This window comes from Streptococcus sp. Marseille-P7376, from assembly GCF_902460385.1.
GTDB classification, from domain to species: Bacteria; Bacillota; Bacilli; order Lactobacillales; family Streptococcaceae; genus Streptococcus; species Streptococcus sinensis.
Genome location: NZ_CABPTS010000012.1, coordinates 40,359 through 65,327 on the forward strand (window position 1 = coordinate 40,359; position 24,969 = coordinate 65,327).

Consider the following 24,969-nt stretch of genomic DNA (forward strand, 5'->3'; position numbering starts at 1 on the left):
TGCTCCCTAAAACAGATAGATGAGGACTCTATCTGTTAAGTTTTAACGATAGGTCGATGATAGCCTTTACCAGTTAGCTGCAAGATTGTTTTATTTCCCTGTTTGATTCGTCTAGCAACTAAAACATCCCCACGTTTGATTGTCCGGATTTCTCTGTATATTTTCGAGTATTCCGCAACCATTTCAACTGGTTGAAGTTTTCCTGCCACATAACCTTTTTTAGGAATTAAACCATGCTTACTGGTTAATTTAACTTCTTCACCACTTGCAAGCCGTGCAGTTGCATCGCCTTGTAAACCTAGTCGTCTTAAGTCAGTGAGTGTGACCTCACTAGTTGATTTTATTTGATTCATCTTGTCCTCCTTTATTTGAATCAAAGGCTGATTTACAGCCATGCCGAGTTGATGCCGTAGCATCTCTACTGTGTTTTTTACGCACGATTTATAGTTTAGGAATCGCAAACTCTTTCGTCTTACGGGACAAGTCAACCGTGACTTTCCATGATGCAGTCAGCACTAGATATACTTTCTAGTTACACACCGCCCCTATTCTTCTTTTTATGCCTAGACTGCGCTAATCGGGACAGTGGGGGTATTCAATTTTCAAAGGTCAAAAGTAGTTTTATGACTTACTCAGGTCAAGTATTTTAGAAATATGGAACTATCTTAATCCAAATCTTCACCTACTAAAGAATCGTAATCTTCTCCACAACAGGGACAGAATCCGCACTCCTCAGCAGAATCGAACTCTGTATCACACATTGGGCAATCTACCAGCATGGTAATCTCCTTTCTTTATTTTGTCCGATAGGTTATCTTCTTCACCCATCGAGGATTGATAGAAAACGGTGGAGTCGCTGATGTAAAATTCATACTTGCTCCTGTTCCAAATGAACTAGATACCAATTTTTCTAGTTCCTCCAAGTTGAAAGTGATGGAAATACTTTCTACCGTTTTATCAAAATACTCTACAAGCATTTCAATCTCTTGAACTGGTTGGGAAGGTGTAGCCTTCATAGCTTGCCCTCTGTTAATTTTTTCTTGGTTATTAAACAATCCCATAAAATCAACTCTCTTTCTTTCAGCAGGTTGCGGCGTCCTTAGACAACTCAGCTAGATATTTATTCAGTTTCATCTCTGATAGTTTGTCTGGATAATAACGTGCAATCAGACTAGGACACTCATCAGGGAATTTTCTAGCGTACTCACTTTGTCCAGATACCTCTAAGAAGCCCTGTTCTTTTTCGATGAGTAGAACCATTTTCCAAAAACGAATCATCATTTTGTAAAAGTATGCTGGGACATTCTGGATTGGTTTTCCTTCAGCCTCTCCTGTTTTGATTTTGAAAATCAATTTATCAAGCTCACGTTCAAGATCCTGTAGCCAAACCTCTCCATAAATTTCCTGATCAGCTAAGAGGTTGTTGTAATCATTCTCAACTTGGCGTTTCGATTGATAGATTTTATTTTCAAGAATTTTTGCATCTTTTCCAAACAAACTTAGTTTCTCAATTAGTCGAGGAGAAAGAAAACCATGTTGTCCCATTTTAAATGCTTCAGAGATTGATAAATCGGATAAAGATGACTCGCCCTCGTATCGATTAGTATCGTAAAGATTATCAATCTTACTCTTCTCTATATTTATTCTGTTTAAATTCTGACCGTCCGGACGGTCAGAACCTATCCGTCCACTTTCTAAATTTGGACGGTCAATTTTTAGTTGTCCATTCATATCATCATTTTGAAGACTTGTTTCTGCCTTGAAAATTACATTGCCTAAATGGTCCGATGTCATAATATGACGAAAATTAAATTCATATACTATTTTTACTTTACCTTTAACTTTTCGTTCTTTTTTCTTTCTTAAAGCCTCGTATTTTTCGTGAACTTCGCGACTGGCCTCAACATTTTGTAGATAAATTCGATTTGGCTTATTAGATCCCTGCTTAACTTCTCTTAACAATCCATTTTCTGCTAACTCCTTCTTGATTTTCTGTACCGTAGCCTTTGATTTATCCAGTAAATCCATTAAGTCTTCGACCGTATAAACCAGAAAAACTGAACCATTCTCATCCACATAATCAATTTTTCCTTCTTGATACGAGCGAATACTCAACATGCAACGATTATAAAGAGCACCATATGCTATTTTTGCATCATTAGACATTCTTGCATAACTGCTAGTATGTTTCGTTTTAAATCGCAATCCTCCTTTTTTATCGTAAGTTTTTTCAACTCTAGTAAAGAAAATCTGAGGAATTTGATAAAAATTTTGGGTAGTTAATTGATCTACATGTATATCCGCCATTAGAATCCTCCTACAACTTGTAACCTCAGACCACCAGCTTCAGGAAAATAGACAAGATGAGTTTGTTCTAACTCTTCAATAGCTGCAATAGCACGGCTTCTAGTCCATCCCATTGTATTCATCAAATCAAAAATCATTAAGTCTCTAGTCAATCTTGAGGCATTGGTTTGGTGTTGTTTCATATGTAATCCTTTCTTTATGAGGGGAAGCTACTTTATAATTGGAGTAATTCTTCCGATAATAACCTTGTTTCTTTTGCATGTTCAAGACCAACAATATATGCCTCGCAATCAACATCAACTTTGACGTTAATGGTTCTACTCTTTAAACTTCCCATTCGACGACGTTGCTCTTCCAAGACTTCTGCTGGAACCTGCACCATCAGGGAGAATTCCTCCGATGATTGAGATTGCTCTTTGAAACGTTGGTCAATACCTTCTAAAAATCCGAGCAAATAAGACTTTTTATAATTTTTCCAATACGCTCTAGGAACGGTAGGGAGAAGCCGTTTTAATCTATACTTTAAATATAAGATTGCCCCTTCATACACTTTACTGCAAAGTTCAGCATCAGAATGATAACCGAAGAATATCATTTGAGTGACCCCCTCTTTTCGATACCGCCTCCTAATCGTTCGACATCTGAAATTCGGCCCTAAAATAGCCGCTAATTTTTCTTGCCACCAAGGGAGCCTATATTCCCTTGTGCCTAATGTCTCGCCTATATTATTTTGGGGTTTAGCAGCTGCAAGGTCACTCATAGATAGATTGTGCTTGACCATTAGCTTTTGAGCCATAAGAAGAGCAGTCTGTCCTTCCTCATCATTCGGCGCATCATAAGATAACTCTAAAAGATTTTGTATTTTATCGATAATTTTATTATCCATATCAATCCTCAGTTCTATACTTTCTCGGCAAGCAGCTAGCGTAATGTTCTGATTCATTCACCATGGCATTGTGAAAAATCATGTTGTTAGCAATAATCTCTTGCCATTTAGGAATTTCATCACGATAAATACGATCAAGTCCATAAAATTCTCTTGCAATGAATCGAACTGCTCCAATGTGGTCACCTAAACAAACTACACACAACACATCATGTTCCATATCATAGACCCAGTGGCTTTTTGGATTTGTCAATGTTTCCCAAGCAAATTCTGTATCTCTCTCAAGAAAGTCATGACCTGGCCTATAGTAAACTTTCGTCTGATAAAGTTCATCATTAAGCCCGTAAAAACAATGACTACACAGCGTCCTATTTTTATCCATCCACCAGCAAGCACCACAATCATCATCAAGACATGGTGTAATCCAATTACAACCACACCTCCTACAAATGCCAGTTTCCATTTCTTGTCCCTTCCTACACATAACTCATCAATTCAGGATTAAACTCTAGAGTCAACCACAAGGCTTCATCCTGAGTCAATTGACTAGATTGGCCCCAAGTTCTATCTCTTGCTGTTCTGGAGTACGGATAAGTGCCATGTTTATTTCTAGGCTTTAGTTGATGAATGACATCATCTTTCGTAACCTCCCAGATAACACTAGAAGGTTTATAATAATAGCCATTTCCAAGCCAAACTCTGTCAAGGTCATCGTATGGAGATACGTTCTCATCAGAATTTCCTTCAGGGATACAGTCAACTACATCTTCACTCTTATCAAGATTTCTAACATCAAAAATTTCTAACGAATCAATATCCATAATAATTTCAATATTATCTGACACATGTACCTCCCAAAAATACGAAAAAGAGTTAACAGTTTTTCCTGTTAACTCAATATTTTTTATTTACCTCAAAACTCTAGACACTTACTCTTCTGTAGGAATGTGTCTGGATTTTTGAGATTAGAAATTACGAAACCTTTCTCGAAGATCAATAATTGAATTTACTAGCGTTTCAAGCATTGAATAAAATATTAAAAAAAGAAGCCCTATCTAAATTAGACAGAACTTCTTTGAGTCTTATTCAATAACTTGGCCAGCATCTTTCAAAACATCTTCTGGTATAGTGATACCGAGTTCTTTAGCATTTTTGGTATTGACAACAGATTTACCTGTGTCGAAAATATCTACTGCAGTGTCAGCAGGTTTGGCACCTTTAAGGATTTTAGCTGCCATTTTACCAGTCGCAACACCTAGGTCATACTGGTCTACAACGACAGAGGCAAGGCCTCCTTCTTCTACCATGGCTGTCGCACTTGGATAAATCGGTTTCTTAGCTTCTTTATTGCTGGACACAACTGTCGCAAAAGCTGACGCAATGGTATTGTCAATTGGAATCCAGATAGCATCAACCTTGCCAGTCATGACATTCATGGTTGAAGCAATTTCATTGGTTGAAGGAACAGAATATTCTTCTACCGTGTAGCCCGCCTCTTCAGCCAATTTTTTGAACTCTTCCACCTGAGTTTTAGAGTTGTCTTCACTGCTAGAGTAGAGCACACCGATAGTCTTAACGTCTGGAGTCAGTTTTTTAATCAGCTCTACCTGTTGCTTGGCTGGATTGTGGTCAGAGACACCAGTGATATTGCCACCTGGCTTATCCAGATTTTTCACTAGATTTGCCCCGACCGGATCCGTTACAGCTCCCATAACGATAGGCTTGTCCTTAGTAGCCGCAGCCAATCCTTGTGCAGACGGAGTCGCAATCCCAATCAGCACATCATTGTCATTGGCAACAAGCTGCTTACTCATGGTAGAAACCTTGCTCTGATCGCCTTCAGCATTCATAAAGTCAATCTTAATCTTGTCGCCCTTATAGCCTTCCTCAGCCAGACCATCCTGAATCCCCTTGTAAATCAAATCAAGGGAAGGGTGGCTGACATACTGCAAGACACCAACCTTGACTGTCTTACTCTCATCGCCGGTATTAGTAACATTGCTTTTGCTGCTAAAGCTAGAATAAGCCATCCCACCGATTACCAAAACAGCCAGAAGGCCTAAAATAGTCATTAAACGTTTATTCTTCATATTCTTTCTCCATTTCTCTCTTTTATATTTTTTCTATTCAATCCCTAGGGACGCCATCGTTTAAACATGGGCAATTCTCCTTATTTTTTATAATAAGCAACAAAAAAACCTCACACAGATATTCTGTGTGAGGGCGTAAATCGCGGTGCCACCTCAATTATGGAAAAATAGCTAGTATTCCCCCATATCTCTGTCTTGTCATCAAACAAGCTGCACTGTAAGGTGTGCACACCGAATTCTTATTGTTTCAAATTCATATTTATCAATTAGCCCAATTTCGTAAAGATTTGCTGCTCATTTCCACCAACCACAAGCTCGCTAAAAACAAATACATTTACTACTTTTCTAATTTTCTATATTTTAAGTTTTTCCTGAAAGGATGTCAAGACCTTTTTGAAAAATTTTATAAAATGTTCGGATTTGATTTATAGAGGCAGTTATAGGCAAAAATTAAATTGCTTTTTAACGAGACTTTAGAAGCTTTTAGCTTGGTTTTTTGTTATAATTTTCTGTAGCAACTTTCAAGGAGAAAAGCATGTCTTTCGACGGATTTTTTTTACACCACATGGCAGAGGAGCTCCGCCGCGAATTGCTGGGCGGCCGCATCCAAAAGATTAATCAACCTTTTGAACAAGAGCTGGTTTTACAGATTCGCAGCAATCGACAAAGCCACAAGCTGCTCCTGTCAGCCCACTCAGTCTTTGGACGCGTCCAGCTGACAGATACCACGTTTGAAAATCCAGCTGTTCCCAATACCTTTATCATGGTCATGCGCAAATACCTACAGGGAGCTGTCATTGAAGCGATTCAGCAGGTGGAAAATGACCGAATTTTAGAAATCAGTGTCTCCAATAAGAACGAAATCGGCGATAGCGTGGCTGTGACTCTAGTCATCGAAATCATGGGCAAGCACAGCAATATCATTCTCTTGGATAAAGCTAGCGGTAAGATTATTGAAGCCATCAAACACGTCGGATTTTCACAGAACAGCTATCGAACCATCCTGCCAGGCTCAACTTATCTCACACCGCCTCAAACAGGCAGTCGCAATCCTTTCACCATCGGTGATGAAAAGCTCTTTGAAATCCTGCAGACAGAGGACTTAGAGCCCAAACGCCTGCAGCAAGTTTTTCAGGGATTGGGTCGGGATACCGCTACTGAGCTCAGTGCCCGTCTGACAGCTGACAGGCTCAAAACCTTCCGTGCCTTCTTTGCCAGTCCGACTCAGCCAAGCCTGACCGAAAAATCCTTCTCTGCTCTGCTGTTTTCCGACAGCAAGACCCAAATGTCCAGTCTATCCGAGCTTTTAGACACTTTCTATAAGGACAAAGCTGAGCGCGATCGGGTCAACCAGCAGGCTAGCGAGCTTATCCGTCGGGTGGAAAATGAGTTGGAGAAGAACCGGAAAAAGCTGGGCAAGCAAGAGGAAGAGCTCCTAGCAACGGAGAATGCAGAAGAATTCCGCCAAAAAGGGGAACTCTTGACCACCTTTCTCCATCAGGTGCCAAACGATCAGGATCAGGTGGAGCTGGACAATTACTACACGGGTGAGAAGATTATCATCGCACTTGACAAGGCCCTGACCCCCAATCAAAATGCCCAGCGCTATTTCAAACGCTACCAGAAGCTCAAGGAAGCTGTCAAACACCTGACCAGCTTGATTGAGGAGACACGGGCTACGATTCTCTACCTAGAGAGCGTGGAAACAGCCCTTGCTCAGGCCAGCCTGACTGAAATTGCGGAAATTCGGGAGGAACTCATCCAGACTGGCTTTATCCGCCGGCGCCAAAGAGAAAAAATCCAGAAAAGGCAGAAACCGGAGAAATACTTAGCAACGGACGGTCAAACCATTATCCTAGTCGGCCGCAACAATCTACAAAATGATGAGCTGACGTTTAAGATGGCCAAGAAAGACGAGCTTTGGTTTCACGCCAAGGATATTCCAGGTAGTCATGTGGTCATCACAGGCAATCTTAAGCCCAGCGATGAAGTCAAGACTGACGCTGCCGAGCTAGCGGCCTACTTCTCCAAAGCCAGACTCTCTAATCTGGTCCAAGTAGATATGATTGAGACTAGAAAGCTCAACAAACCAACCGGTGGTAAGCCAGGGTTTGTCACCTATACGGGCCAGAAAACCCTGCGCGTCACACCAGACGAAGAGAAGATTAAGAGTATGAAAATGTAAGGGACAAGATGGAAAAAGACAAACCCCAAAAAAATTAAGAATTTTTGATTCTCTCATTTCGAAATTTTTCAGTTTAAGCCAAAAAAATTTGACAAATCCAACGACGGTGTTATCATCATTGAAACAAGTCAGGTGACTTGCGTCTTACAGTGCTCAACTATGAAACTGCTGAAGCTGAAATTCTTCATAACCTCTCAAACTATCTTTTCTTTAGGATGGAATATTTATACATTTGTCGTGATTTTCTCCTACTTTTTTCAGAAAATACTCTATTTTATGGTATAATAGCCTAATGAAAAAGTAAAAAAGGGAGAGTTTCACATGGTTTCTTGGATTACAAGAATATTAAAAGGAATGATTATTGCACTTGGCTTTATCTTACCTGGTGTTTCAGGTGGTGTTTTAGCTGCTATTTTAGGGATTTATGAGCGGATGATTCGCTTTTTAGCCCACATCAAAGAAAATTTTGTTGAGAATGTTCTCTACTTCACTCCTGTAGCTATTGGGATGGTTTTAGGGATTGCAGCTTTCTCCTATCCGGTCAATCTCTTACTGGATAATTACAAGGTTATCGTTCTCTGGGGCTTTGCTGGAGCTATTATCGGAACAATTCCTAGTCTGATAAAGGAGTCCGTCAAAGAATCCGACAGAGATCGAGCTGATACTGTTACCTTCTGGCTTAGCTTTATCTTGTCGGGGGTCTTCCTCTATTCACTGAATGGAATGGTGGGAACACTCCCAGCTAACTTCTTATCCTTTGTTTTAGCAGGTGCTCTTATCGCTTTAGGAGTTCTGGTTCCCGGTCTCAGCCCATCAAATCTTCTGCTGATTTTAGGGCTCTACTCACCCATGTTAACAGGCTTCAAGCGTTTGGATATATTTGGCACCTTCCTGCCAATCGGGATCGGTGGCGCTCTAGCTCTGATTCTCTTTTCAAAAGCTATGGACTATATCTTGAAAAATTATCATTCTCGAGTCTACCACTTTATCATCGGAATCGTTTTGTCCAGCACCCTACTAATTGTCATTCCACAAGCAGGAAATAGCGAGAGCATTAGCTATGCTGGCGTATCTGTTTTCACTTTGGTTCTCGCTGCCTTTTTCTTTGGATTAGGAATTTGGCTAGGAATCTGGATGTCCCAGTTAGAAGAGAAATATAAATAATGGCTAAAAAAACGAAACTAAAAAAAACATTGGTCGAGCAAATCTTAAATAAAGCAAAAATCAATCACCTAGGCTTGCAAATTAATGCTTTAGATGATAGCCTGACAGAGGAATTTGACCGCTCGCAAATTTATAAAACACTGGCTTTAAACGGAGATAAAACAGGAACAGTCATCGGCATCCTGCCCATCACCGAACATCTTTCGGAAAAGAAATTAGCAAAAATTTCAGGAAATAAAAAAGTCAACATGATTCTCCAGAAAGATTTAGAAAAAACGACTGGTTACATTCACGGTGCCAATAATCCTGTCGGAATTCGCCAAAAACATCCCTTCCCAATTTTCATTGACCAAACAGCTCTGAGTCGCGAAAGTATTATTGTTTCTGCTGGTGAGGTCGGACGCAGCATTCAGATCAAGGCCCAAGATTTAGCAGATTTTATTCAAGCAACTTTTGCAGATTTAAAAGAAGATTAATCCCATACTTTTTAATTTGCTGAATCAAACATTTCAGTTTATTATAGATTTATATGTATATGAAATAGAACGAGGCATTGATTTTATATGAAACTGTATTTTATCAGACATGGAAGAACTGAATGGAATTTAGAAATGCGTTTCCAAGGCGCAAACGGAGACTCCCCTTTGCTGCAAACAGCTATTGACGAACTGCACACACTGGGAAAGCATTTATCCGATACTCATTTTAATAAGATTTACAGCAGTGACCTGCCTAGAGCCCTTCATTCCGCTAAAATCATTCAGCAGGAAAACCATTTTGCACCGGACCTTATTCCCATTTCAGAGCTAAGAGAATGGGGGCTTGGCAAACTGGAAGGCGCGAAAATTGCTGCTACCGAAGCCGCTTATCCTCAGCAGATGTGGGCATTCCGCCACAATTTAGCCCAGTTCGACCACGATCTATTTGATGCTGAGTCCGTTTACCAGACCATTCACCGTACCACCTCTTTCATCAAAACACTGAAAGAAAAGGATTATCAGAAAGTTTTGATCGTCGGTCACGGCGCTAACTTAACTGCCAGCATTCGTACGCTGCTGGGTTATGAAGTCTCCCTTCTCCGTAAGGACGGCGGATTGGCCAATGCTAGCGTCACCATTCTAGAAACAGATGACTTTGACTCTTTTAAATTGATTACTTGGAATAACTTAGATTATTTAGTTGAAGATAAGACTGCGAACCTATAAAAATCGCAGTTTTTTCTATTTTTATAGGTAATTATTGCTGAATTTCCTTCTAGTTTATGATAGAATAGGAAGGAAAGCCCTTAGGAGGAAGAAAATGACTACTGAACATATTGAAGAATTAAATGACCAGCAGATTATTCGTCGTGAAAAAATGGCTGCGCTGACTGAGCAAGGGATTGACCCTTTCGGAAAACGTTTTGAGCGTACTGCGAATTCTGCTCAACTCAAAGAAAAATACAGCGACAAATCCAAAGAAGAATTACATGAATTGAGCCAAACTGCGACTATCGCTGGCCGTCTCATGACCAAACGCGGAAAAGGTAAAGTTGGCTTTGCCCACATCCAAGACCGTGAAGGCCAAATCCAAATTTACGTTCGTAAGGATGAAGTCGGTGAAGAAAACTACGAGATTTTCAAAAAAGCAGACCTTGGTGACTTCTTAGGTGTCGAGGGTGAAGTGATGCGGACCGATATGGGAGAACTCTCTATCAAAGCAACGCATATTACTCACCTTTCAAAGGCCCTGCGCCCGCTTCCTGAGAAATTCCACGGTCTGACAGATGTCGAAACCATCTACCGCAAACGTTATTTGGACTTGATTTCCAACCGTGAGAGCTTTGAACGCTTTGTCACTCGCTCCAAAATCATCTCAGAAATCCGTCGTTACTTGGATGGACAAGGATTCCTCGAAGTTGAAACTCCTGTCCTTCACAACGAAGCAGGCGGTGCTGCTGCTCGTCCGTTCATTACTCACCACAATGCTCAAAACATTGACATGGTGCTACGGATTGCGACTGAGCTTCACTTGAAACGTCTCATCGTCGGCGGTATGGAGCGCGTCTATGAGATTGGTCGTATCTTCCGTAACGAAGGTATGGATGCCACTCATAACCCTGAGTTCACTTCTATCGAAGTTTACCAAGCCTATGCAGACTTCCAAGATATCATGGACTTGACAGAAGCCATTATCCAACATGCAGCGATTTCTGTAAATGGCGACGGGCCTGTCAACTATCAGGGCACTGAAATCAAGATTAACGAGCCTTTCAAACGGGTTCACATGGTGGATGCTATCAAGGAAATCACTGGCGTAGACTTCTGGCAAGATATGAGCTTTGAAGAAGCTGCTGCCTTGGCTAAGGAAAAGAAAGTTCCGCTTGAACAGCACTTCACCGACGTAGGTCATGTCATCAATGCTTTCTTTGAAGAATTTGTCGAAGAAACCTTGATTCAACCAACCTTTATCTATGGTCATCCTGTTGCCGTGTCACCTCTGGCTAAGAAAAACCCAGAAGACCCACGCTTCACAGACCGTTTCGAACTCTTCATCATGACCAAAGAATATGCCAACGCCTTCACCGAGTTGAACGATCCAATCGACCAATTATCTCGTTTTGAAGCACAAGCAAAAGCCAAAGAACTGGGTGATGACGAAGCAACTGGTATCGACTATGACTATGTCGAAGCACTGGAATACGGTATGCCACCAACTGGAGGTCTCGGTATTGGTATCGACCGCCTGGTAATGCTGCTAACGGATGTCACTACCATCCGCGATGTATTACTCTTCCCAACGATGAAATAAGCTGAAATTTACACAGATTGTAACAAAGTAAAGAGTCTGGGACAAAAGTCCGAGCTCAAATATAAAAAGCGAACAAAACTAGTTTTCTGGTAATCAGAATTCTGCTTTGTTCGCTTTTCGCATTTAATTATATATTTGAAGGACTTAATAATTAAGATTTTTAAAAATTGAAATCTTTTTGTCCCAGACTCTTTGTTTATTTTACATCCTTGAGTCTACAATATAAGTGCACAATAAAAACTCATAAGATTTTCTAGTAAAATAGAATTGAACCAACTAGTTACGAAAGGAAATCTTATGAGCTATCACCATTTTACCATAGATGAGCGCGAAAGTATTCTGATTTACCGTACAAAAGGACTAAATTTTTCTCAAATTGGAAAATTACTTCATCGTCATCCTTCCAGCATTAGTCGGGAATGGAAACGTCATACGAAAGGTCATGTTGAAAACAGAGGGAAATTTCCTATTTCTCATACCATTCACGAAAGACCCGAAGAAGCAAACAAGCGAGCTAGGATCGGTGATTGGGAAGCAGATACGGTTGCCGGTCAAATCGGGAAAGCTTGCTTAGTTACTCTAACCGATCGCTATTCTCGCTTTCTTAAAATCAAGAAGGTAGCGGTCAAGAAAAGCAAACTCGTCATAGAGGCTATGGTACAAATGTTAGAGCCCTTGCCGAAAGAAACCGTCACTCCCGATAGAGGAAAAGAATTCACGAATCATCAAGACTTGACTAATAAATTAAAGGTAGAGGTCTATTTCCCAGACCCTCATGCGCCTTGGTAACGAGGAACCAATGAGAATACCAATGGATTATTACGAGAATATTTTCCCAAAGGGAGCGACTTAACATTCATTGACGAGCACACCATTCAGCTGTGGGAGGATAAACTAAATAATAGACCACGAAAGTGTCTCAACTGGAAAACTCCTTATGAAGTATTTTATGGCAAAATTGTGCACTTAATTTGACAATTCAAGTCACAAAAAGTCTGGTTTCCCAGACTTTTGATTATATTATTCATATCTCAGCGCTTCAATCGGATCTAATTTAGATGCTTTATTGGCTGGCAGGATACCGAAGATAATCCCAACCATAGCTGAAAAAATCAAACTTCCAACAGCGGCAGTAGCAGAGACAACTGGTGGCCCTCCGAATACATTTTCTGGGACGACTGCAGCCAGCAAGGCATTAATCCCATAGGCAAGGCCAAGGCCAAGTAGACCACCGATAAGAGTCAATACCATGGATTCAATCAAGAACTGTGTTAAGATATTTCCACGTGTTGCTCCAAGAGCCTTACGTAGACCAATCTCACGAGTTCGCTCTGTGACCGATACCAGCATGATATTCATCACACCGATACCACCAACAAAGAGGGAAATCCCAGCGATGGCTCCGATCACACCGGTCATGGTTCCAGTAATTTGCTTGTATTGTTCCAGCATACTGTCCATATTTAGGATTTGATATTCTCCTTGACGAGCTCCTGACAGATTAGTCAGCTCTTTTGCAGCTTCTACACCAACTTCATTGATACGGTTAACTTCTGGAACATAGACATAGACAGTTGAGATTTCATCTGTCTGGAATTCAGACGCTACCTGTGTATTGGCCATCAGAGCGCTCCCTGAGCTCATACTCATACTTTGACCAGCATTGGGATCTTTATAAACACCGACAACTCGATAGTTGCTTTCCCCAACTGAAACCACCTTGTTTAATGCTTCGCTACTACTTCCAAAAAGAGTACTTGCAATCGTTTCATCAATCATCATCACATTAGAAAAACTTTGGTAATCACTAGGCAAAAGAGTACGCCCTGCTAGAATCTCATATTTTCTAATTTTAAAGAAAGTCGCATTGACTCCTGTAATATTGACCTTCTCAGACTTCTTGTTGTGATAAGAAAAATCGGCTGACGATCCATTTGTTACATAATAGCCCTTGACTCCGTCAACTTTTAGTAATTCTTTGACCCAAGCTTCCTGGATAACAGGTGGTTCTTCTAGTATTTCACTATCTGTCTCTGCCTCACCATTAAACTCCATCAAATGGACACCCATCGTATAGTTACTTTTGGTATGCGAATATAACAAGGCAACATACTGTTGGTCTTTCGTAATGCTTTTGGTGACTCCTTGTTGCATTCCGTTTCCCAAAGCCATAATGACCACCACCGAAGCAACTCCAATAATAATCCCAATCATTGTCAGAAAAGCTCGCATTTTATGCCCAAGAATGGAGCTAATGGCAAATTTAAAATTTTGCATTAATCCAATTCCTCCTTCTTAGCACTATCTGAAGAAATCGCCCCATCCCGAATGACAATCTGCCGCTTGGCATAGGCTGCAATTTCAGGCTCATGGGTAACCATGATGATGGTCTTGCCTTCCTCGTTTAACTCTGTCAAAAATTCCATAATCTGCTCACCAGTCTTGGTATCCAAAGCCCCTGTCGGTTCATCTGCAAGAATAATGGAGGGATTGTTGACCAGAGCACGCGCAATAGCCACCCGCTGCTTTTGTCCTCCGGAAAGTTCTGATGGAAGATGGAGCATCCGCGACTCCAATTCAACCTTTTTGAGAAATTGTTCTGCCAAGGCCTTCCGTTTAGACTGAGAAACACCCGCATAGATCAGCGGCAGCTCAACATTCTGCAGAGCATTAAGTTTAGATAAGAGAAAGAACTGCTGGAAAACAAAACCGATTTTATTATTGCGGACCTTGGCTAGCTTTTTATCTCCAAGTTTCGCTACTTCTTTGTTTCCCAAATAATATTCACCACTTGTCGGACGATCCAGCATACCAATGATATTCATCAGAGTCGATTTCCCAGAGCCAGAAGGTCCCATGATGGCAACGAATTCTCCTTCTTCCACTTCCAAATTGATGTCTTTCAAAACCCGAAGTTCTTGATCACCATTTCGATAGCTTTTATTTATATTCTTTAAATCAATTAGCTTCTTCATAAGATTTCACCTCTTGACCATCTTTTAAGCTATCTGTTGGATTGGTGATAACTTTACTGTCTTTTGTCAAACCAGATGAGATTTCTTGATTTTCAGCATCAGCATTTCCGAGAGTTACTTCTGCCTTCTTGGCAACTCCTTTTTCCAGTGTCCAAACATAGTTTTTGTCTCCATCTGGTACTACACTGCTGACTGGCACAAGAATGCCTCGAGTATTGTTTTTAACTTCAATATTGACAGAGAAACCTTGTTTGAGCTCTCCTATTTCACTAGTAATATCTATCGTAAATGGGTATTTTGCACCAGATGCCGGCGCTGCTCCACCTGCTCCAGATGCTGCTTGTTGACCATCTTTTGGATAATTGGAGATAAAGCTGATTTTACCTGTCCATTTTTTGTCAGGGTAAACTTTTGATGTAATGGTTACTTCCTGACCAACAGACAAATTAGCAAGATTGTATTCAGAAAGCTCTCCTTTAATTTGCAGATTTTCATTGCTGACAATATGAACAAGTGTTTGATTGCTGCCAGTTGTAGATTTGGAAACATCTCTATTTACTTCAACAACGGTACCTTCTGCTGTACTTGTTACGGTAGTTGCTTCAAGTAGGGCATAAGCTTTATTCATACTGTCAACCGCATCAGCCCGCGCATCCCGCAGATCAGCAAGCTGTGAGTCGACTGAGCGTTGAGCAGAGGCTGCTGATTTATCATCCGCTTCTTCGTCTCCCGTTGATGATACAGAGACCCCATTTGTCTGTAGGTCATAAATCTGACGATCAACTTTATTGACAGCACGGACTGCTGTATCATAGGCAACCTGAGCCTCTGTACTCTTATACTGAACCAAAGCCTGACCAACTGTTACTTGATCCCCCACATTTACTAAAACACTCTCTAAATCTCCCTTGGTCCCATCATAGTAAACATACTGTTCTCCATTGGCAGTCACATTTCCTGTCAATAAAACAGATGAAGCAACGGAACCTTCTTTGACTTTTTGGACGATTGGAGTTGATTCTACTTCTGGTGTCGAAGCATTGTTTCCACTAAACCACATAAAGAAAATGGCCACTAAAACAATTGTAACGGCAGTTCCAATAATGCTAAATATCTGCCATTTTTTTAACTTTTTCATCTTTTTTCTTCCTCCTGATGAAAACGATTTTTTCTTTTTTTATATTATATCATAACTATATTTTATTTTTTTCACAAAAAACTTTGAAAATCTCAAAGGTGTTTTAATTTCTTCTCTGTAATGCTCTTCACCTCTCGTAGCAGATTTTTGCATTCACTTTCTAAAAAAGGTACAATTACCTCATATTGATTAAAGGAGCTTATATCTAACTATGAAAGAATTCGATATTATTGCTATTGGCGGCGGCAGCGGCGGAATTGCTACTATGAATCGTGCTGGCGAGCATGGCGCCAAAGCTGCTGTCATTGAAGAAAAGAAATTAGGGGGAACCTGTGTCAATCTTGGCTGCGTTCCTAAAAAAATCATGTGGTACGGAGCTCAGATTGCCGAGGCCATCCAGCACTATGGACCAGACTATGGCTTTACTTCAGAAAATCAGCACTTTGACTTTGCCACCTTACGAAAAAACCGGGAAGCATACATTGACCGCGCTCGCTCATCCTACGATGGAAGCTTCAAACGCAACGGCGTTGAACTGATTGAAGGTCGCGCTCATTTCGTTGACAAGCACACAGTGGAAGTCAATGGGGAGCTGATTCGCGCCAAACATATCGTTATCGCAACAGGCGCTCATGCAGCCATTCCACAGATTCCTGGTGCAGAATACGGCGAGACTTCCGACGATGTTTTTGCTTGGGAAGAGCTTCCCAAGTCTGTTGCCGTTGTCGGAGCAGGCTATATCGCAGTGGAGCTTGCTGGTGTCCTCCATACTCTAGGTGTCAAGACGGATCTCTTTGTCCGTCGCGACCGTCCCCTCCGTAATTTCGATAGCTATCTGATTGACGGATTGGTGGCAGAGATGGAAAAATCTGGTCCAAGTCTTCATGCTCACAAGATACCCGAACGAGTGGAAAAACTGGCTGATGGCCAACTGAAAATCCACTTCCAAGACGGGAGCAACCACACAGCAGAGCATATCATCTGGGCTATTGGGCGTAAGCCAAATGTCCAAGGCCTCAATCTTGATGTTGCAGGGGTTACCCTAAATGACCGAGGCTTCATCGCTGTGGATGAATACCAAAATACTGTCGTACCTGGCATCTATGCCTTGGGCGATGTGACTGGCGAAAAAGAACTGACACCGGTAGCAATCAAGGCTGGCCGCACCCTATCTGAGCGCCTCTTTAACGGCAAGACAGATGCCAAGATGGACTATACTACTATTCCAACTGTGGTCTTCTCCCATCCCGCTATTGGGACAGTTGGTCTAACAGAAGAAGAAGCAATTCAGAACTACGGCGCTGAAAATATCCACCTCTACACCTCTAGCTTTACCTCCATGTACTCAGCCGTTACTCGCCACCGCCAACAGGCTCGCTTTAAGCTCATCACCGCTGGTGACAATGAGAAAGTCATTGGCCTACACGGTATCGGATATGGCGTAGATGAAATGATTCAGGGCTTCGCCGTAGCTATCAAGATGGGAGCCACCAAGGCTGACTTTGACGCCACCGTTGCCATCCATCCGACCGGATCCGAAGAATTTGTCACCATGAGATAATACTGATGAGAACCGGAAACAAGATCAGCTTGGTTAAACATTTATATTATTCCAAACTGATGACGCAGTAGCTGACTGGCTCTTTCATTCGCCTTTCAAGATTCGAGGAAATCTTAATCAGGCTTGGAGGTAGAATAATGAACTGATTTTATAAAAATTTAGTTCTGTCCCACTCCCTTTTCTCCTTTCTAAGGCTCATTATTATCATAAAATAAACAAGAGAATGTAACCATAACTTATTCTTTCATTTTTAATTTTTATCTTACATTTTTGTAAGAAAGAGCTCATTATAAAATCTGAATAAGGTTAAAGAGAGAAAGCTAGGTTTGTTCTTTGATTTCTTTGTCTATGCTAAACGAAAAATTTCAATTATTATTCAAAAGATTTTCAATTACTTCTAAAATAATTTACAGTCGAGCTTATTGGGATCCAAAATTATCGTCGTATATCTGCCCATTTTAAGAAAAAGAGCGGGAAAACCTTCAAACAGGTCTTTCCCGCTTTCTCATATTCAGCCAGTTTACTCGCCCCAGACTTCTTTGACGATGTCAGAAATCAGCGCAATCTTTTCCCATTGATTTTCTTCAGTCAGGATATTGCCTTCCTCAGTAGAAGCAAATCCGCACTGAGTAGACAAATACAAGTTTTCCAGTGGAACATACTGACTAGCTTCCTTGATTCGGGCAATGACAGCCTCTTTGTCTTCTAGCTGACCACTCTTAGAAGTCAAGAGCCCTAGAACCACCTTCTTGCCTAGTGTTACCTTAGCCAGAGGCTCGAAGCCGCCAGCCCGCTCTGTATCAAATTCTAAGAAATAAGCATTAACTGCTTCTTTTTCAAAGAGTTCCTCAGCAATTGGAGCATAGCCGCCTGAAGAGGCCCAAGTTGAATGGTAATTTCCTCGGCAGACATGAGTGTTGACTGTCAGATTAGTCGGTACATTTTCATAGACATCGTTATTAAGAGTTAAGAAGAGATTGGCCAATTCTTCGCGGACTTGGTCTTTCGTCTTACCCTGAGCTGCCCCCCAAGCGGATAGGAAATTGTCATCTACCAAGACACCCCAAGTACAATCATCCACTTGCAGAGTTTTGAGTCCAGCATCCACCAAGTCTTGAATAACCTGCAGATAGGCCGTCTTAATATCCTCACGTAGCTGGTCAAAATCAGGGTAAATCTCATTCAGTTTTTCTACATGCTCAGCATCGCGAATCAGTTCAAAATAAAACTGAGCTGGCGCTGGAATGGTATATTTAGCTTCTACTTGGTCATTATCCGCTACCAAATCCCGCAAAAACTGGTAATGTTGAACAAAAGGATGTTTTTCCCCAGAAATCTTGCCAGCAATCAGAGCCGAATCGGCTTTAGTTGTTTCCCCGTGGAAATGATAGCCTTCTGCAGCTTGGACATGGTCAATCCCCTGGAAACCCCAGAAAAAGTCCAAATGCCAATAGGCCCGACGGAATTCCCCATCTGTTACGCTTTTTAGCCCTGCCTTTACTTCCTTCGCGACCAAATCACGGATAGCCTGATCCTCAACTGCTGTCAGCTCTTCTTGACTAATCTTGCCTTCTGCGAAAGCCTCACGTGCCTTCACCAATTCTTGAGGACGAAGAAAGGAACCAACATGATCTACTCTGAAAGGTGCGTGTGTATGTGTCATAAAAATTACCTCTGCTTTACTAATTTAATCCTTGTTATAACTTTTAGATTCGTTATTGGATAAGAATCATTATATCAGTCAAGTGCCTAGTATTCAAAATTTTATGGCACTTTTAGATAATCTCATTTCATTGATCTAACTATAGTTTAAAACTATATCAATCTTCTTTCCTTTCTGCTATTCAAGAAGAAGTATTTTTGATATGATAGTAAGAAATAATAAAAGAAGGGGGATTGGAAATGAGCAAAACGAAAAAATTATTAGCAGCTCTAGGGATTATTTTCTTTAATATTTTTGGCCTAATTGCCTTTATCTTTCTCCTCATTCGGAGTCGTAAAAAGCGTAAATAGCCACTCAATTGTCTAGTCTGATTTAAAAAGACTTGACTTTTTTTTATTTTGTTTTAAAATAGTTACCATATTTAAAAAAGAGGTTTACTATTATGAACAAATCCTTTTCTTTCATTCTCCCTGCTATCGGTGCTGCCTTATTGGCTGTGCTGTCTCAGCTTAGTTTCTCCATTGGACCGATTCCCATTACTCTACAGACCTTTGCTGTCGGCCTGATTGCAACCATCTTTGAGCGCCGCGAAGCTCTCTTAGCTGTTTTCTTATATTTGCTTCTCGGAGCTATTGGATTGCCGGTTTTTGCTGGTGGAAGCGGAGGCTTTCAAGCACTTCTTGGGCCAAGTGCAGGTTATCTTTGGGCTTATTTGCTCTTTGCACTGGTCACTTCCAGTCTAACGGGCAAAGATAGTAAATTTTACACGGTCTTTTTAGCTAATCTACTCGGAGATACTCTGGTCTTTGTTGGTGGAGTTATCGGACTTCATTTTCTAGCTCAGATGAATTTCGCTCAAGCGATTTCCGTTGGTGTGACACCTTTCATTCTTCCTGATCTTTTAAAAATTCTAGCAATTACCCTAATTAGCATTCCTATTTTTAAAAGTCTGGCCTTTCATCCCTATTTTTCAAATAAAAACAGATAGACTCAAAGTCTATCCGTTTTTAAATGCATCCAGAAGAACTTGAAATTCCTCGTTAGAAAGGGTGATTCCCTTGCCCATCTTGCTGTGGTCAGGACTCCAAGTACGGATATCATACTTGGCAGGCGCACCGTTAAAGCTTACGCGGTTGAGCTCCTTGGTCCAACCTTTTTCATTTTCTGATAAAACGAGCAATTTTTCCTCAATTTCAAATTTAAAATCAGCCATATTTCACCTCATTTTTACTTTCTATCTCATTATTCGTAAAAGATTTTACTTTTTGAATTATTTTATTATATAATATATTGTAACAAGTTATGGAGATTTTAGCTATGAAAAAATATCTCGAAATGATTTTGCAAAAAACCAATGAGTTTATCAACTATAAAAAAACGGATAAAGAAGAGGAAGACAACAGTCATATTCTGCGTACGATTGACTTGGCCCTGCGGAAAAATTCTGGTGTCCATGTTATTTTTCTGGATAAGAATTTTACTGGCGATATTGTCAAATATGACCGTGACCGCCAACAATTAATTGTCAAGAATTTCAAAAAAAGCATGACGACCATCATCCGTGTGCCTGATATCCAGCGCATCAGTCTAGTCCCCAATAACATCCGTGAAGCCCAAAGAAAAGATATTGGGCTCGAAAGCCGCAAATTCAAAAAATAACTCTTCAAATCAAAAGCGATTTGAAGAGTTTTATTTTTTAAAAGCAATAGCAGAATTTTTAGAATAAGGACTTCCGCTATCTAATTCGGGCTCTATAATTTCTGTAGTGGGTAAACCCGCCAAGGAGATTATGGAGCCTTTTTGAGTATATACAAAAAGTCCCATATGACCTATAATGAAAAGCAACCAAACTCACATTAGAAAGACTCATATGGAACAACTAAATCTTATCACAAATTTTCTCAGAATAAAAGACCAAAATATCCTTATCACTGATGAGTATGATATGGGAACTCACTTAGAACTCCACGGTCACTTGGATTACACAGCCCCTAAATGCCCAAAATGCAAGGGACAAATGGCAAAATACGATTTCCAGAAAGCCTCTAAGATCCCCTACCTAGAAACAGCTGGTTTCCCACTGCTTATCCGTCTTCGAAAGCGTCGCTTCAAGTGTAAAGATTGCGGAAAAATAGCGGTCGCTGAAACTCCTCTTGTCAAGAAGAACCACCAAATCTCTGTCGCTGTTAACCAGAAAATCGCACAATTACTCATCGAAAATCAAGCAATGAAACATATTGCACACAGGCTATCAATTTCAACATCGTCAGTTATGAGAAAGCTCAATGAGTTCAAGTTTGAAACGGATTGGAATACCTTACCTGAGGTGATGAGCTGGGACGAGTATGCCTTCAAGAAGGGGAAAATGAGCTTTATCGCTCAAGATTTCAACTCCCTAAACGTCATTGCTATACTTGACGGAAGAACTCAAGCGACCATCCGAAACCACTTTCTACGCTATCCTAGAAAGGTTAGAAATCTGGTCAAAGTGATTACGATGGATATGTTTAGTCCCTATTATCAACTTGCTAAACAACTTTTTCCGAATGCAAAAATTGTACTCGATCGCTTTCATATCGTGCAACACCTTAGTCGAGCTATGAACCGTGTCCGTATTCAAATTATGAATCAATTCGACAGAAAATCGCAGGAATATCGTGCTTTGAAACGCTACTGGAAATTGATACAACAAGATAGCCGTAAAATCAATGATAAACGATTTTATCGCCCTATGTTTCGAATGCATTTGACTAACAAGGAAATCCTGGAAAAACTCCTGTCTTTCTCCGAGGAACTACGATAGCACTATGAACTCTATCAATTGCTCTTATTCCATTTCCAAGAGAAGAACTCAGACCATTTCTTTGATCTCATCGAACAGGAAATAGCCACTGTTAATCCTATTTTCCAGACGGTATTTAAGACATTTCTAAAGGATAAAGACAAGGTATTGAATGCACTAGAATTGCCCTATTCCAACGCCAAACTGGAAGCTACTAACAATCTCATCAAAGTCATTAAGAGAAATGCCTTTGGTTTCAGGAACTTTGAAAACTTTAAAAAACGGATTTTGATTGCTTTGAACATAAAGAAAGAGAGAACGAAGTTCGTCCTCTCTAGGTGTTAACTGACATCAACCCACTACAGTTGACAAAGAGCTAAAAAAGAGGCTTTTCTAGCCTCTTTCTTTTCAAAATTGTAGGGACATAAATTAATTTTTAGCAGAATGTTTTTTTGCAAATGTTCGATAGAGCTGAATAGCAAACAAACTAGTTGCGATGGCAAGTACAAAAGCTATAAAAGCATTTACTTTGAAAGTCAAAAATATAAAACTAAATAAAACGGTTAAAACACAGAAAACAGCAATATTTAAAAAGAAGAACAATTCACTTAACTTTGGATCGGATTCAGCTTCAGGTAGATATTCTTGATAGAGTGGGGATTGTATAGTTTCATCTTGATAGGTATAGTCAATAGGGTCATCATATTGTTGGTATTTTCTTACGGGCATAATTCTCTCTCCTTCAGTACTCTATAATTTTACCATGTTTGTCTGTTTAAAATATTACAAAAACATTACAAAACGACTAAATTCGAATTAAGAATAGCCAGCAAATATTTTTTTGTTATAATAGATGGTATGAAAAAGATAATTATTACAGCTACAGCTGAAAGTGTAGAGCAAGTTGAGCAACTCTTACAGGCAGGAGTTGATAGAATTTATGTCGGTGAAAAAAATTATGGTCTTCGACTGCCCCATAATTTTACCTATGACGAATTAAATCGTATTTCTTCTCTGGTTCATCAGCACGGGAAAGAGTTGACAGTTGCCGTAAACGCTCTCATGCACCAAGATATGATGGATAAAATTAAGCCGTATTTAGACTATCTTCAAGAGATTGGGGTTGATTACATTACAGTCGGAGATGCAGGTGTTTTTTACGTCCTGCAGCGTGATGGCTACAATTTTAAGACTATTTATGATGCCTCTACGATGGTTACCAGCAGCCGTCAGATCAACTTTTGGGGCAAAAATGCTGGTGTCTCTGAAGCGGTTTTAGCGCGTGAAATCCCATCGGCTGAGCTCTTCAAGATGCCAGAGATTCTGGAAATTCCTGCCGAAATCTTAGTTTACGGTGCCAGTGTTATCCATCATTCGAAGCGACCTCTCCTGCAAAATTACTACAATTTTACGCATATAGATGATGAAAAGACCAGAGAAAGAGATCTTTTCTTGGCGGAGCCAAGTGACCCTAAAAGTCATTATTCGATTTTTGAAGACAATCATGGTACGCATATCTTTGCCAATAATGATCTGGATTTGATGACCAAATTGGGAGAATTAGTTGAACATGGATTTACCCACTGGAAGCTGGAAGGACTTTATACGCCAGGTCAGAATTTTGTCGAGATTGTCAAGCTCTTTATCCGAGCTCGTGACTTGCTTGAAAAAGGTGAATTTACGCATGACCAAGCTTTCTTGCTGGATGAGTTGGTTCATAAACTGCATCCGAAGAATCGTTTTCTGGATACTGGTTTTTATGATTATGATCCAGATATGGTAAAATAAATATAGGGCAACTGCATGTCCAGTTGCTTTTTTGATTTAATTCGAATATCGGGATTAGAATTGTTAAAATAAAGTTTCTTATCTTGCTTTTAGCAGTAAATTGCTATAAAATAGATAAGGTTAAACATCAATACTTTTATATTGCAAATAGGAGAAAAGATGACAAAAAAATTAAAACGTCCAGAAGTGCTCTCACCAGCTGGTACGTTAGAAAAGTTAAAAGTAGCTGTTCGCTATGGAGCAGATGCTGTTTTTATTGGTGGTCAAGCCTATGGTTTGCGCAGTCGTGCGGGAAACTTCACTTTTGAGCAAATGGAAGAAGGGGTTCAGTTTGCGGCTGAGTATGGTGCCAAGGTCTATGTAGCAGCTAATATGGTCATGCACGAAGGAAATGAAGCTGGAGCTGGAGAATGGTTCCGTCGTTTGCGGGATATCGGGATTGCGGCTGTTATTGTTTCTGACCCAGCCTTGATTGCGATTGCAGCTTCTGAAGCACCCGGCCTGGAGATTCATCTGTCAACGCAAGCTAGTGCTACTAACTATGAAACACTTGAATTTTGGAAAAATCTTGGTTTGACACGGGTCGTTTTGGCGCGTGAGGTTTCTATGGCCGAGCTAGCTGAGATTCGCAAGCGTACAGATGTAGAAATCGAAGCTTTCGTTCATGGGGCCATGTGTATTTCTTACTCTGGCCGTTGTACCCTTTCCAATCACATGAGTATGCGTGACGCTAACCGTGGTGGCTGCTCGCAATCTTGTCGTTGGAAATATGATTTATACGACATGCCTTTCGGTCAAGAACGCAAGAGTTTGCAGGGAGCTGTTCCAGAGGAATTCTCCATGTCTGCGGTCGATATGTCCATGATTGATCGGATTCCTGATATGATTGAAAATGGTGTCGATAGTTTGAAAATCGAAGGCCGGATGAAGTCCATTCACTATGTTTCGACGGTGACTAACTGCTACAAAGCAGCTGTGGATGCTTATTTGGAAAGTCCAGAAAAGTTTGAATCTATTAAGCAAGATTTGGTAGATGAAATGTGGAAAGTAGCCCAACGTGAGCTGGCCACTGGCTTTTACTATCATACACCAACTGAGAATGAGCAGCTTTTCGGAGCGCGACGTAAGATTCCAGAATACAAATTTGTGGCAGAAGTGGTTGCTTATGATGAGGCCACTCAAACTGCGACCATTCGCCAGCGGAATGTTATCCATGAAGGCGATCAGGTAGAATTCTACGGACCTGGTTTCCGGCATTTTGAAACCTATATTACCGACCTCCATGATGATCAGGGCAATAAGATTGACCGCGCACCAAATCCAATGGAATTGCTGACGATTACCGTTCCGCAGCCAGTCCAACCTGGTGATATGGTCCGTGCCCGCAAGGAAGGCTTAATCAATCTGTATAAAGAAGATGGCAGTAGTGTGACTGTTCGTGCTTAATTCGGAGCGAAAGCTGGAGTAATGTGCTCATCAAGTAGGCCTTGCCTACAAGGTGGGTACGAATAGAGGCTCTTTGTCAACTGTAGTGGGTTGATGTCAGCTAACATCTGGAGAGGACAAAATTGGTCCTCTCCTTTTTGATACTCAAAGTGATGAGAATTCTAGTTCTAAAGTTGTCAAAGTTCCGAAAGCCA

General features: G+C 40.7%; 24 protein-coding genes and 2 pseudogenes. 12 read left to right on the plus strand and 14 right to left on the minus strand.

Translation table 11 applies throughout. The annotated features are described in order from the left end of the window. Nucleotides 1-35 precede the first annotated feature (35 nt). From FZ952_RS07195 to trpX, 8 genes are all read right to left on the minus strand, one after another. Nucleotides 36-353 (minus strand): hypothetical protein, encoded by a 318-nt coding sequence (locus tag FZ952_RS07195; RefSeq protein ID WP_148881152.1) that lies wholly within the window; start codon nt 351-353, stop codon nt 36-38. A 441-nt stretch (nt 354-794) separates the two neighbouring features. After that, nucleotides 795-1,061 carry a thiopurine S-methyltransferase gene (locus tag FZ952_RS07200; protein ID WP_148881153.1) on the minus strand — a complete coding sequence of 89 codons (267 nt, stop codon included), beginning with the start codon at nt 1,059-1,061 and terminating at the stop codon, nt 795-797. 19 nt (nt 1,062-1,080) lie between these two features. Continuing rightward, complete coding sequence (locus tag FZ952_RS07205; RefSeq protein WP_148881154.1) at nt 1,081-2,307, minus strand: replication initiator protein A; 1,227 nt, start codon at nt 2,305-2,307, stop codon at nt 1,081-1,083. Beyond that, the gene (locus FZ952_RS07210) at nt 2,307-2,489 is read right to left on the minus strand and encodes a hypothetical protein (protein WP_148881155.1); all 183 of its coding nucleotides are present in this window, start codon (nt 2,487-2,489) and stop codon (nt 2,307-2,309) included. Before FZ952_RS07210 ends, FZ952_RS07205 begins: the two co-directional genes overlap by 1 nt. Before the next feature lie 32 nt (nt 2,490-2,521). Then, on the minus strand, nt 2,522-3,193 hold the full coding sequence (locus FZ952_RS07215) for a DUF2786 domain-containing protein (protein WP_148881156.1): 672 nt from the start codon (nt 3,191-3,193) through the stop codon (nt 2,522-2,524). Between the two features lies 1 nt (nt 3,194). Continuing rightward, nucleotides 3,195-3,656, minus strand: coding sequence for a hypothetical protein (locus tag FZ952_RS07220; protein ID WP_148881157.1), 462 nt, complete (start codon nt 3,654-3,656; stop codon nt 3,195-3,197). Nucleotides 3,657-3,669: 13 nt separating this feature from the next. Continuing rightward, nucleotides 3,670-4,038 (minus strand): hypothetical protein, encoded by a 369-nt coding sequence (locus FZ952_RS07225; protein WP_148881158.1) that lies wholly within the window; start codon nt 4,036-4,038, stop codon nt 3,670-3,672. Nucleotides 4,039-4,275: 237 nt separating this feature from the next. Next, on the minus strand, nt 4,276-5,283 hold the full coding sequence (gene trpX, locus FZ952_RS07230) for a tryptophan ABC transporter substrate-binding protein (protein ID WP_148881159.1): 1,008 nt from the start codon (nt 5,281-5,283) through the stop codon (nt 4,276-4,278). 535 nt (nt 5,284-5,818) lie between these two features. On the opposite strand from trpX, the gene fbpA reads away from it, so the two are divergent. From fbpA to FZ952_RS07260, 6 genes and pseudogenes are all read left to right on the plus strand, one after another. Beyond that, complete coding sequence (fbpA, locus tag FZ952_RS07235; protein ID WP_148881160.1) at nt 5,819-7,468, plus strand: Rqc2 family fibronectin-binding protein FbpA; 1,650 nt, start codon at nt 5,819-5,821, stop codon at nt 7,466-7,468. A 321-nt stretch (nt 7,469-7,789) separates the two neighbouring features. Then, a complete protein-coding gene (locus tag FZ952_RS07240) occupies nt 7,790-8,632 on the plus strand; it encodes a DUF368 domain-containing protein (RefSeq protein WP_062199509.1) in 843 nt (280 codons plus the stop codon). Beyond that, nucleotides 8,632-9,108 carry an aminoacyl-tRNA deacylase gene (locus FZ952_RS07245; protein ID WP_148881161.1) on the plus strand — a complete coding sequence of 159 codons (477 nt, stop codon included), beginning with the start codon at nt 8,632-8,634 and terminating at the stop codon, nt 9,106-9,108. Before FZ952_RS07240 ends, FZ952_RS07245 begins: the two co-directional genes overlap by 1 nt. A gap of 87 nt (nt 9,109-9,195) precedes the next feature. Beyond that, nucleotides 9,196-9,837 (plus strand): histidine phosphatase family protein, encoded by a 642-nt coding sequence (locus tag FZ952_RS07250; RefSeq protein ID WP_148881162.1) that lies wholly within the window; start codon nt 9,196-9,198, stop codon nt 9,835-9,837. 94 nt (nt 9,838-9,931) lie between these two features. Beyond that, nucleotides 9,932-11,422, plus strand: a complete 1,491-nt coding sequence (lysS, locus tag FZ952_RS07255; RefSeq protein ID WP_148881163.1) for a lysine--tRNA ligase — start codon at nt 9,932-9,934, stop codon at nt 11,420-11,422. Nucleotides 11,423-11,719: 297 nt separating this feature from the next. Further along, nucleotides 11,720-12,397, plus strand: a pseudogene (locus FZ952_RS07260) (IS30 family transposase). Between the two features lie 45 nt (nt 12,398-12,442). Here the strand turns inward: FZ952_RS07260 and FZ952_RS07265 are convergent. The 3 genes from FZ952_RS07265 to FZ952_RS07275 are packed head-to-tail and all read right to left on the minus strand — an operon-like array spanning nt 12,443 to nt 15,535. Beyond that, nucleotides 12,443-13,699: an ABC transporter permease gene (locus FZ952_RS07265; RefSeq protein ID WP_148881164.1), complete on the minus strand. Its 1,257-nt coding sequence runs from the start codon at nt 13,697-13,699 to the stop codon at nt 12,443-12,445. Next, nucleotides 13,699-14,397 (minus strand): ABC transporter ATP-binding protein, encoded by a 699-nt coding sequence (locus FZ952_RS07270; RefSeq protein WP_062199522.1) that lies wholly within the window; start codon nt 14,395-14,397, stop codon nt 13,699-13,701. The genes FZ952_RS07265 and FZ952_RS07270 overlap by 1 nt, the downstream gene beginning before the upstream one ends. Then, entirely contained in the window at nt 14,381-15,535 is a 1,155-nt protein-coding gene (locus tag FZ952_RS07275; protein ID WP_148881165.1) for an efflux RND transporter periplasmic adaptor subunit, read from the minus strand. Before FZ952_RS07275 ends, FZ952_RS07270 begins: the two co-directional genes overlap by 17 nt. 211 nt (nt 15,536-15,746) lie before the next feature. On the opposite strand from FZ952_RS07275, the gene gorA reads away from it, so the two are divergent. Further along, on the plus strand, nt 15,747-17,096 hold the full coding sequence (gene gorA / locus FZ952_RS07280; protein ID WP_148881166.1) for a glutathione-disulfide reductase: 1,350 nt from the start codon (nt 15,747-15,749) through the stop codon (nt 17,094-17,096). A gap of 520 nt (nt 17,097-17,616) precedes the next feature. Here gorA and FZ952_RS07285 read toward each other — a convergent pair. Then, complete coding sequence (locus FZ952_RS07285) at nt 17,617-18,759, minus strand: 5-methyltetrahydropteroyltriglutamate--homocysteine S-methyltransferase (protein WP_148881167.1); 1,143 nt, start codon at nt 18,757-18,759, stop codon at nt 17,617-17,619. A 442-nt stretch (nt 18,760-19,201) separates the two neighbouring features. Here FZ952_RS07285 and FZ952_RS07290 point away from each other — a divergent pair, with 442 nt between their 5' ends. Beyond that, nucleotides 19,202-19,747 (plus strand): biotin transporter BioY, encoded by a 546-nt coding sequence (locus tag FZ952_RS07290; protein ID WP_062199530.1) that lies wholly within the window; start codon nt 19,202-19,204, stop codon nt 19,745-19,747. A 9-nt stretch (nt 19,748-19,756) separates the two neighbouring features. Here FZ952_RS07290 and FZ952_RS07295 read toward each other — a convergent pair whose 3' ends face one another. Then, a complete protein-coding gene (locus tag FZ952_RS07295; RefSeq protein ID WP_005590703.1) occupies nt 19,757-19,972 on the minus strand; it encodes a YdbC family protein in 216 nt (71 codons plus the stop codon). A gap of 89 nt (nt 19,973-20,061) precedes the next feature. On the opposite strand from FZ952_RS07295, the gene FZ952_RS07300 reads away from it, so the two are divergent. Both FZ952_RS07300 and FZ952_RS07305 read left to right on the plus strand, forming a co-directional pair. Next, complete coding sequence (locus tag FZ952_RS07300; RefSeq protein WP_148881168.1) at nt 20,062-20,418, plus strand: hypothetical protein; 357 nt, start codon at nt 20,062-20,064, stop codon at nt 20,416-20,418. Nucleotides 20,419-20,629: 211 nt separating this feature from the next. Continuing rightward, nucleotides 20,630-21,886 (plus strand): annotated as a pseudogene (locus FZ952_RS07305) (ISL3 family transposase). Between the two features lie 84 nt (nt 21,887-21,970). Here FZ952_RS07305 and FZ952_RS07310 read toward each other — a convergent pair. After that, nucleotides 21,971-22,270: a DUF3270 family protein gene (locus FZ952_RS07310; protein ID WP_148881169.1), complete on the minus strand. Its 300-nt coding sequence runs from the start codon at nt 22,268-22,270 to the stop codon at nt 21,971-21,973. Nucleotides 22,271-22,399: 129 nt separating this feature from the next. Between FZ952_RS07310 and FZ952_RS07315 the strand changes: the two genes are divergently transcribed. Continuing rightward, complete coding sequence (locus FZ952_RS07315; protein WP_037616830.1) at nt 22,400-23,329, plus strand: peptidase U32 family protein; 930 nt, start codon at nt 22,400-22,402, stop codon at nt 23,327-23,329. A 159-nt stretch (nt 23,330-23,488) separates the two neighbouring features. Next, complete coding sequence (locus FZ952_RS07320) at nt 23,489-24,775, plus strand: peptidase U32 family protein (RefSeq protein ID WP_148881170.1); 1,287 nt, start codon at nt 23,489-23,491, stop codon at nt 24,773-24,775. Nucleotides 24,776-24,969 lie beyond the last annotated feature (194 nt).

Bases quoted from the DNA above. Each gene is read 5' to 3' on its own strand.
- FZ952_RS07295 (WP_005590703.1), bottom strand. From the start codon at position 19,972: ATGGCTGATTTTAAATTTGAAATTGAGGAAAAATTGCTCGTTTTATCA.
- FZ952_RS07275 (WP_148881165.1), bottom strand. From the start codon at position 15,535: ATGAAAAAGTTAAAAAAATGGCAGATATTTAGCATTATTGGAACTGCC.
- FZ952_RS07315 (WP_037616830.1), top strand. From the start codon at position 22,400: ATGAAAAAGATAATTATTACAGCTACAGCTGAAAGTGTAGAGCAAGTT.
- FZ952_RS07265 (WP_148881164.1), bottom strand. From the start codon at position 13,699: ATGCAAAATTTTAAATTTGCCATTAGCTCCATTCTTGGGCATAAAATG.
- FZ952_RS07205 (WP_148881154.1), bottom strand. From the start codon at position 2,307: ATGGCGGATATACATGTAGATCAATTAACTACCCAAAATTTTTATCAA.
- FZ952_RS07220 (WP_148881157.1), bottom strand. From the start codon at position 3,656: ATGGAAACTGGCATTTGTAGGAGGTGTGGTTGTAATTGGATTACACCA.
- fbpA (WP_148881160.1), top strand. From the start codon at position 5,819: ATGTCTTTCGACGGATTTTTTTTACACCACATGGCAGAGGAGCTCCGC.
- FZ952_RS07270 (WP_062199522.1), bottom strand. From the start codon at position 14,397: ATGAAGAAGCTAATTGATTTAAAGAATATAAATAAAAGCTATCGAAAT.
- FZ952_RS07195 (WP_148881152.1), bottom strand. From the start codon at position 353: ATGAATCAAATAAAATCAACTAGTGAGGTCACACTCACTGACTTAAGA.
- FZ952_RS07200 (WP_148881153.1), bottom strand. From the start codon at position 1,061: ATGGGATTGTTTAATAACCAAGAAAAAATTAACAGAGGGCAAGCTATG.
- FZ952_RS07320 (WP_148881170.1), top strand. From the start codon at position 23,489: ATGACAAAAAAATTAAAACGTCCAGAAGTGCTCTCACCAGCTGGTACG.
- FZ952_RS07300 (WP_148881168.1), top strand. From the start codon at position 20,062: ATGGAGATTTTAGCTATGAAAAAATATCTCGAAATGATTTTGCAAAAA.
- FZ952_RS07240 (WP_062199509.1), top strand. From the start codon at position 7,790: ATGGTTTCTTGGATTACAAGAATATTAAAAGGAATGATTATTGCACTT.
- FZ952_RS07250 (WP_148881162.1), top strand. From the start codon at position 9,196: ATGAAACTGTATTTTATCAGACATGGAAGAACTGAATGGAATTTAGAA.
- FZ952_RS07290 (WP_062199530.1), top strand. From the start codon at position 19,202: ATGAACAAATCCTTTTCTTTCATTCTCCCTGCTATCGGTGCTGCCTTA.
- FZ952_RS07285 (WP_148881167.1), bottom strand. From the start codon at position 18,759: ATGACACATACACACGCACCTTTCAGAGTAGATCATGTTGGTTCCTTT.
- FZ952_RS07210 (WP_148881155.1), bottom strand. From the start codon at position 2,489: ATGAAACAACACCAAACCAATGCCTCAAGATTGACTAGAGACTTAATG.
- trpX (WP_148881159.1), bottom strand. From the start codon at position 5,283: ATGAAGAATAAACGTTTAATGACTATTTTAGGCCTTCTGGCTGTTTTG.
- FZ952_RS07310 (WP_148881169.1), bottom strand. From the start codon at position 22,270: ATGCCCGTAAGAAAATACCAACAATATGATGACCCTATTGACTATACC.
- FZ952_RS07245 (WP_148881161.1), top strand. From the start codon at position 8,632: ATGGCTAAAAAAACGAAACTAAAAAAAACATTGGTCGAGCAAATCTTA.
- gorA (WP_148881166.1), top strand. From the start codon at position 15,747: ATGAAAGAATTCGATATTATTGCTATTGGCGGCGGCAGCGGCGGAATT.
- lysS (WP_148881163.1), top strand. From the start codon at position 9,932: ATGACTACTGAACATATTGAAGAATTAAATGACCAGCAGATTATTCGT.
- FZ952_RS07215 (WP_148881156.1), bottom strand. From the start codon at position 3,193: ATGGATAATAAAATTATCGATAAAATACAAAATCTTTTAGAGTTATCT.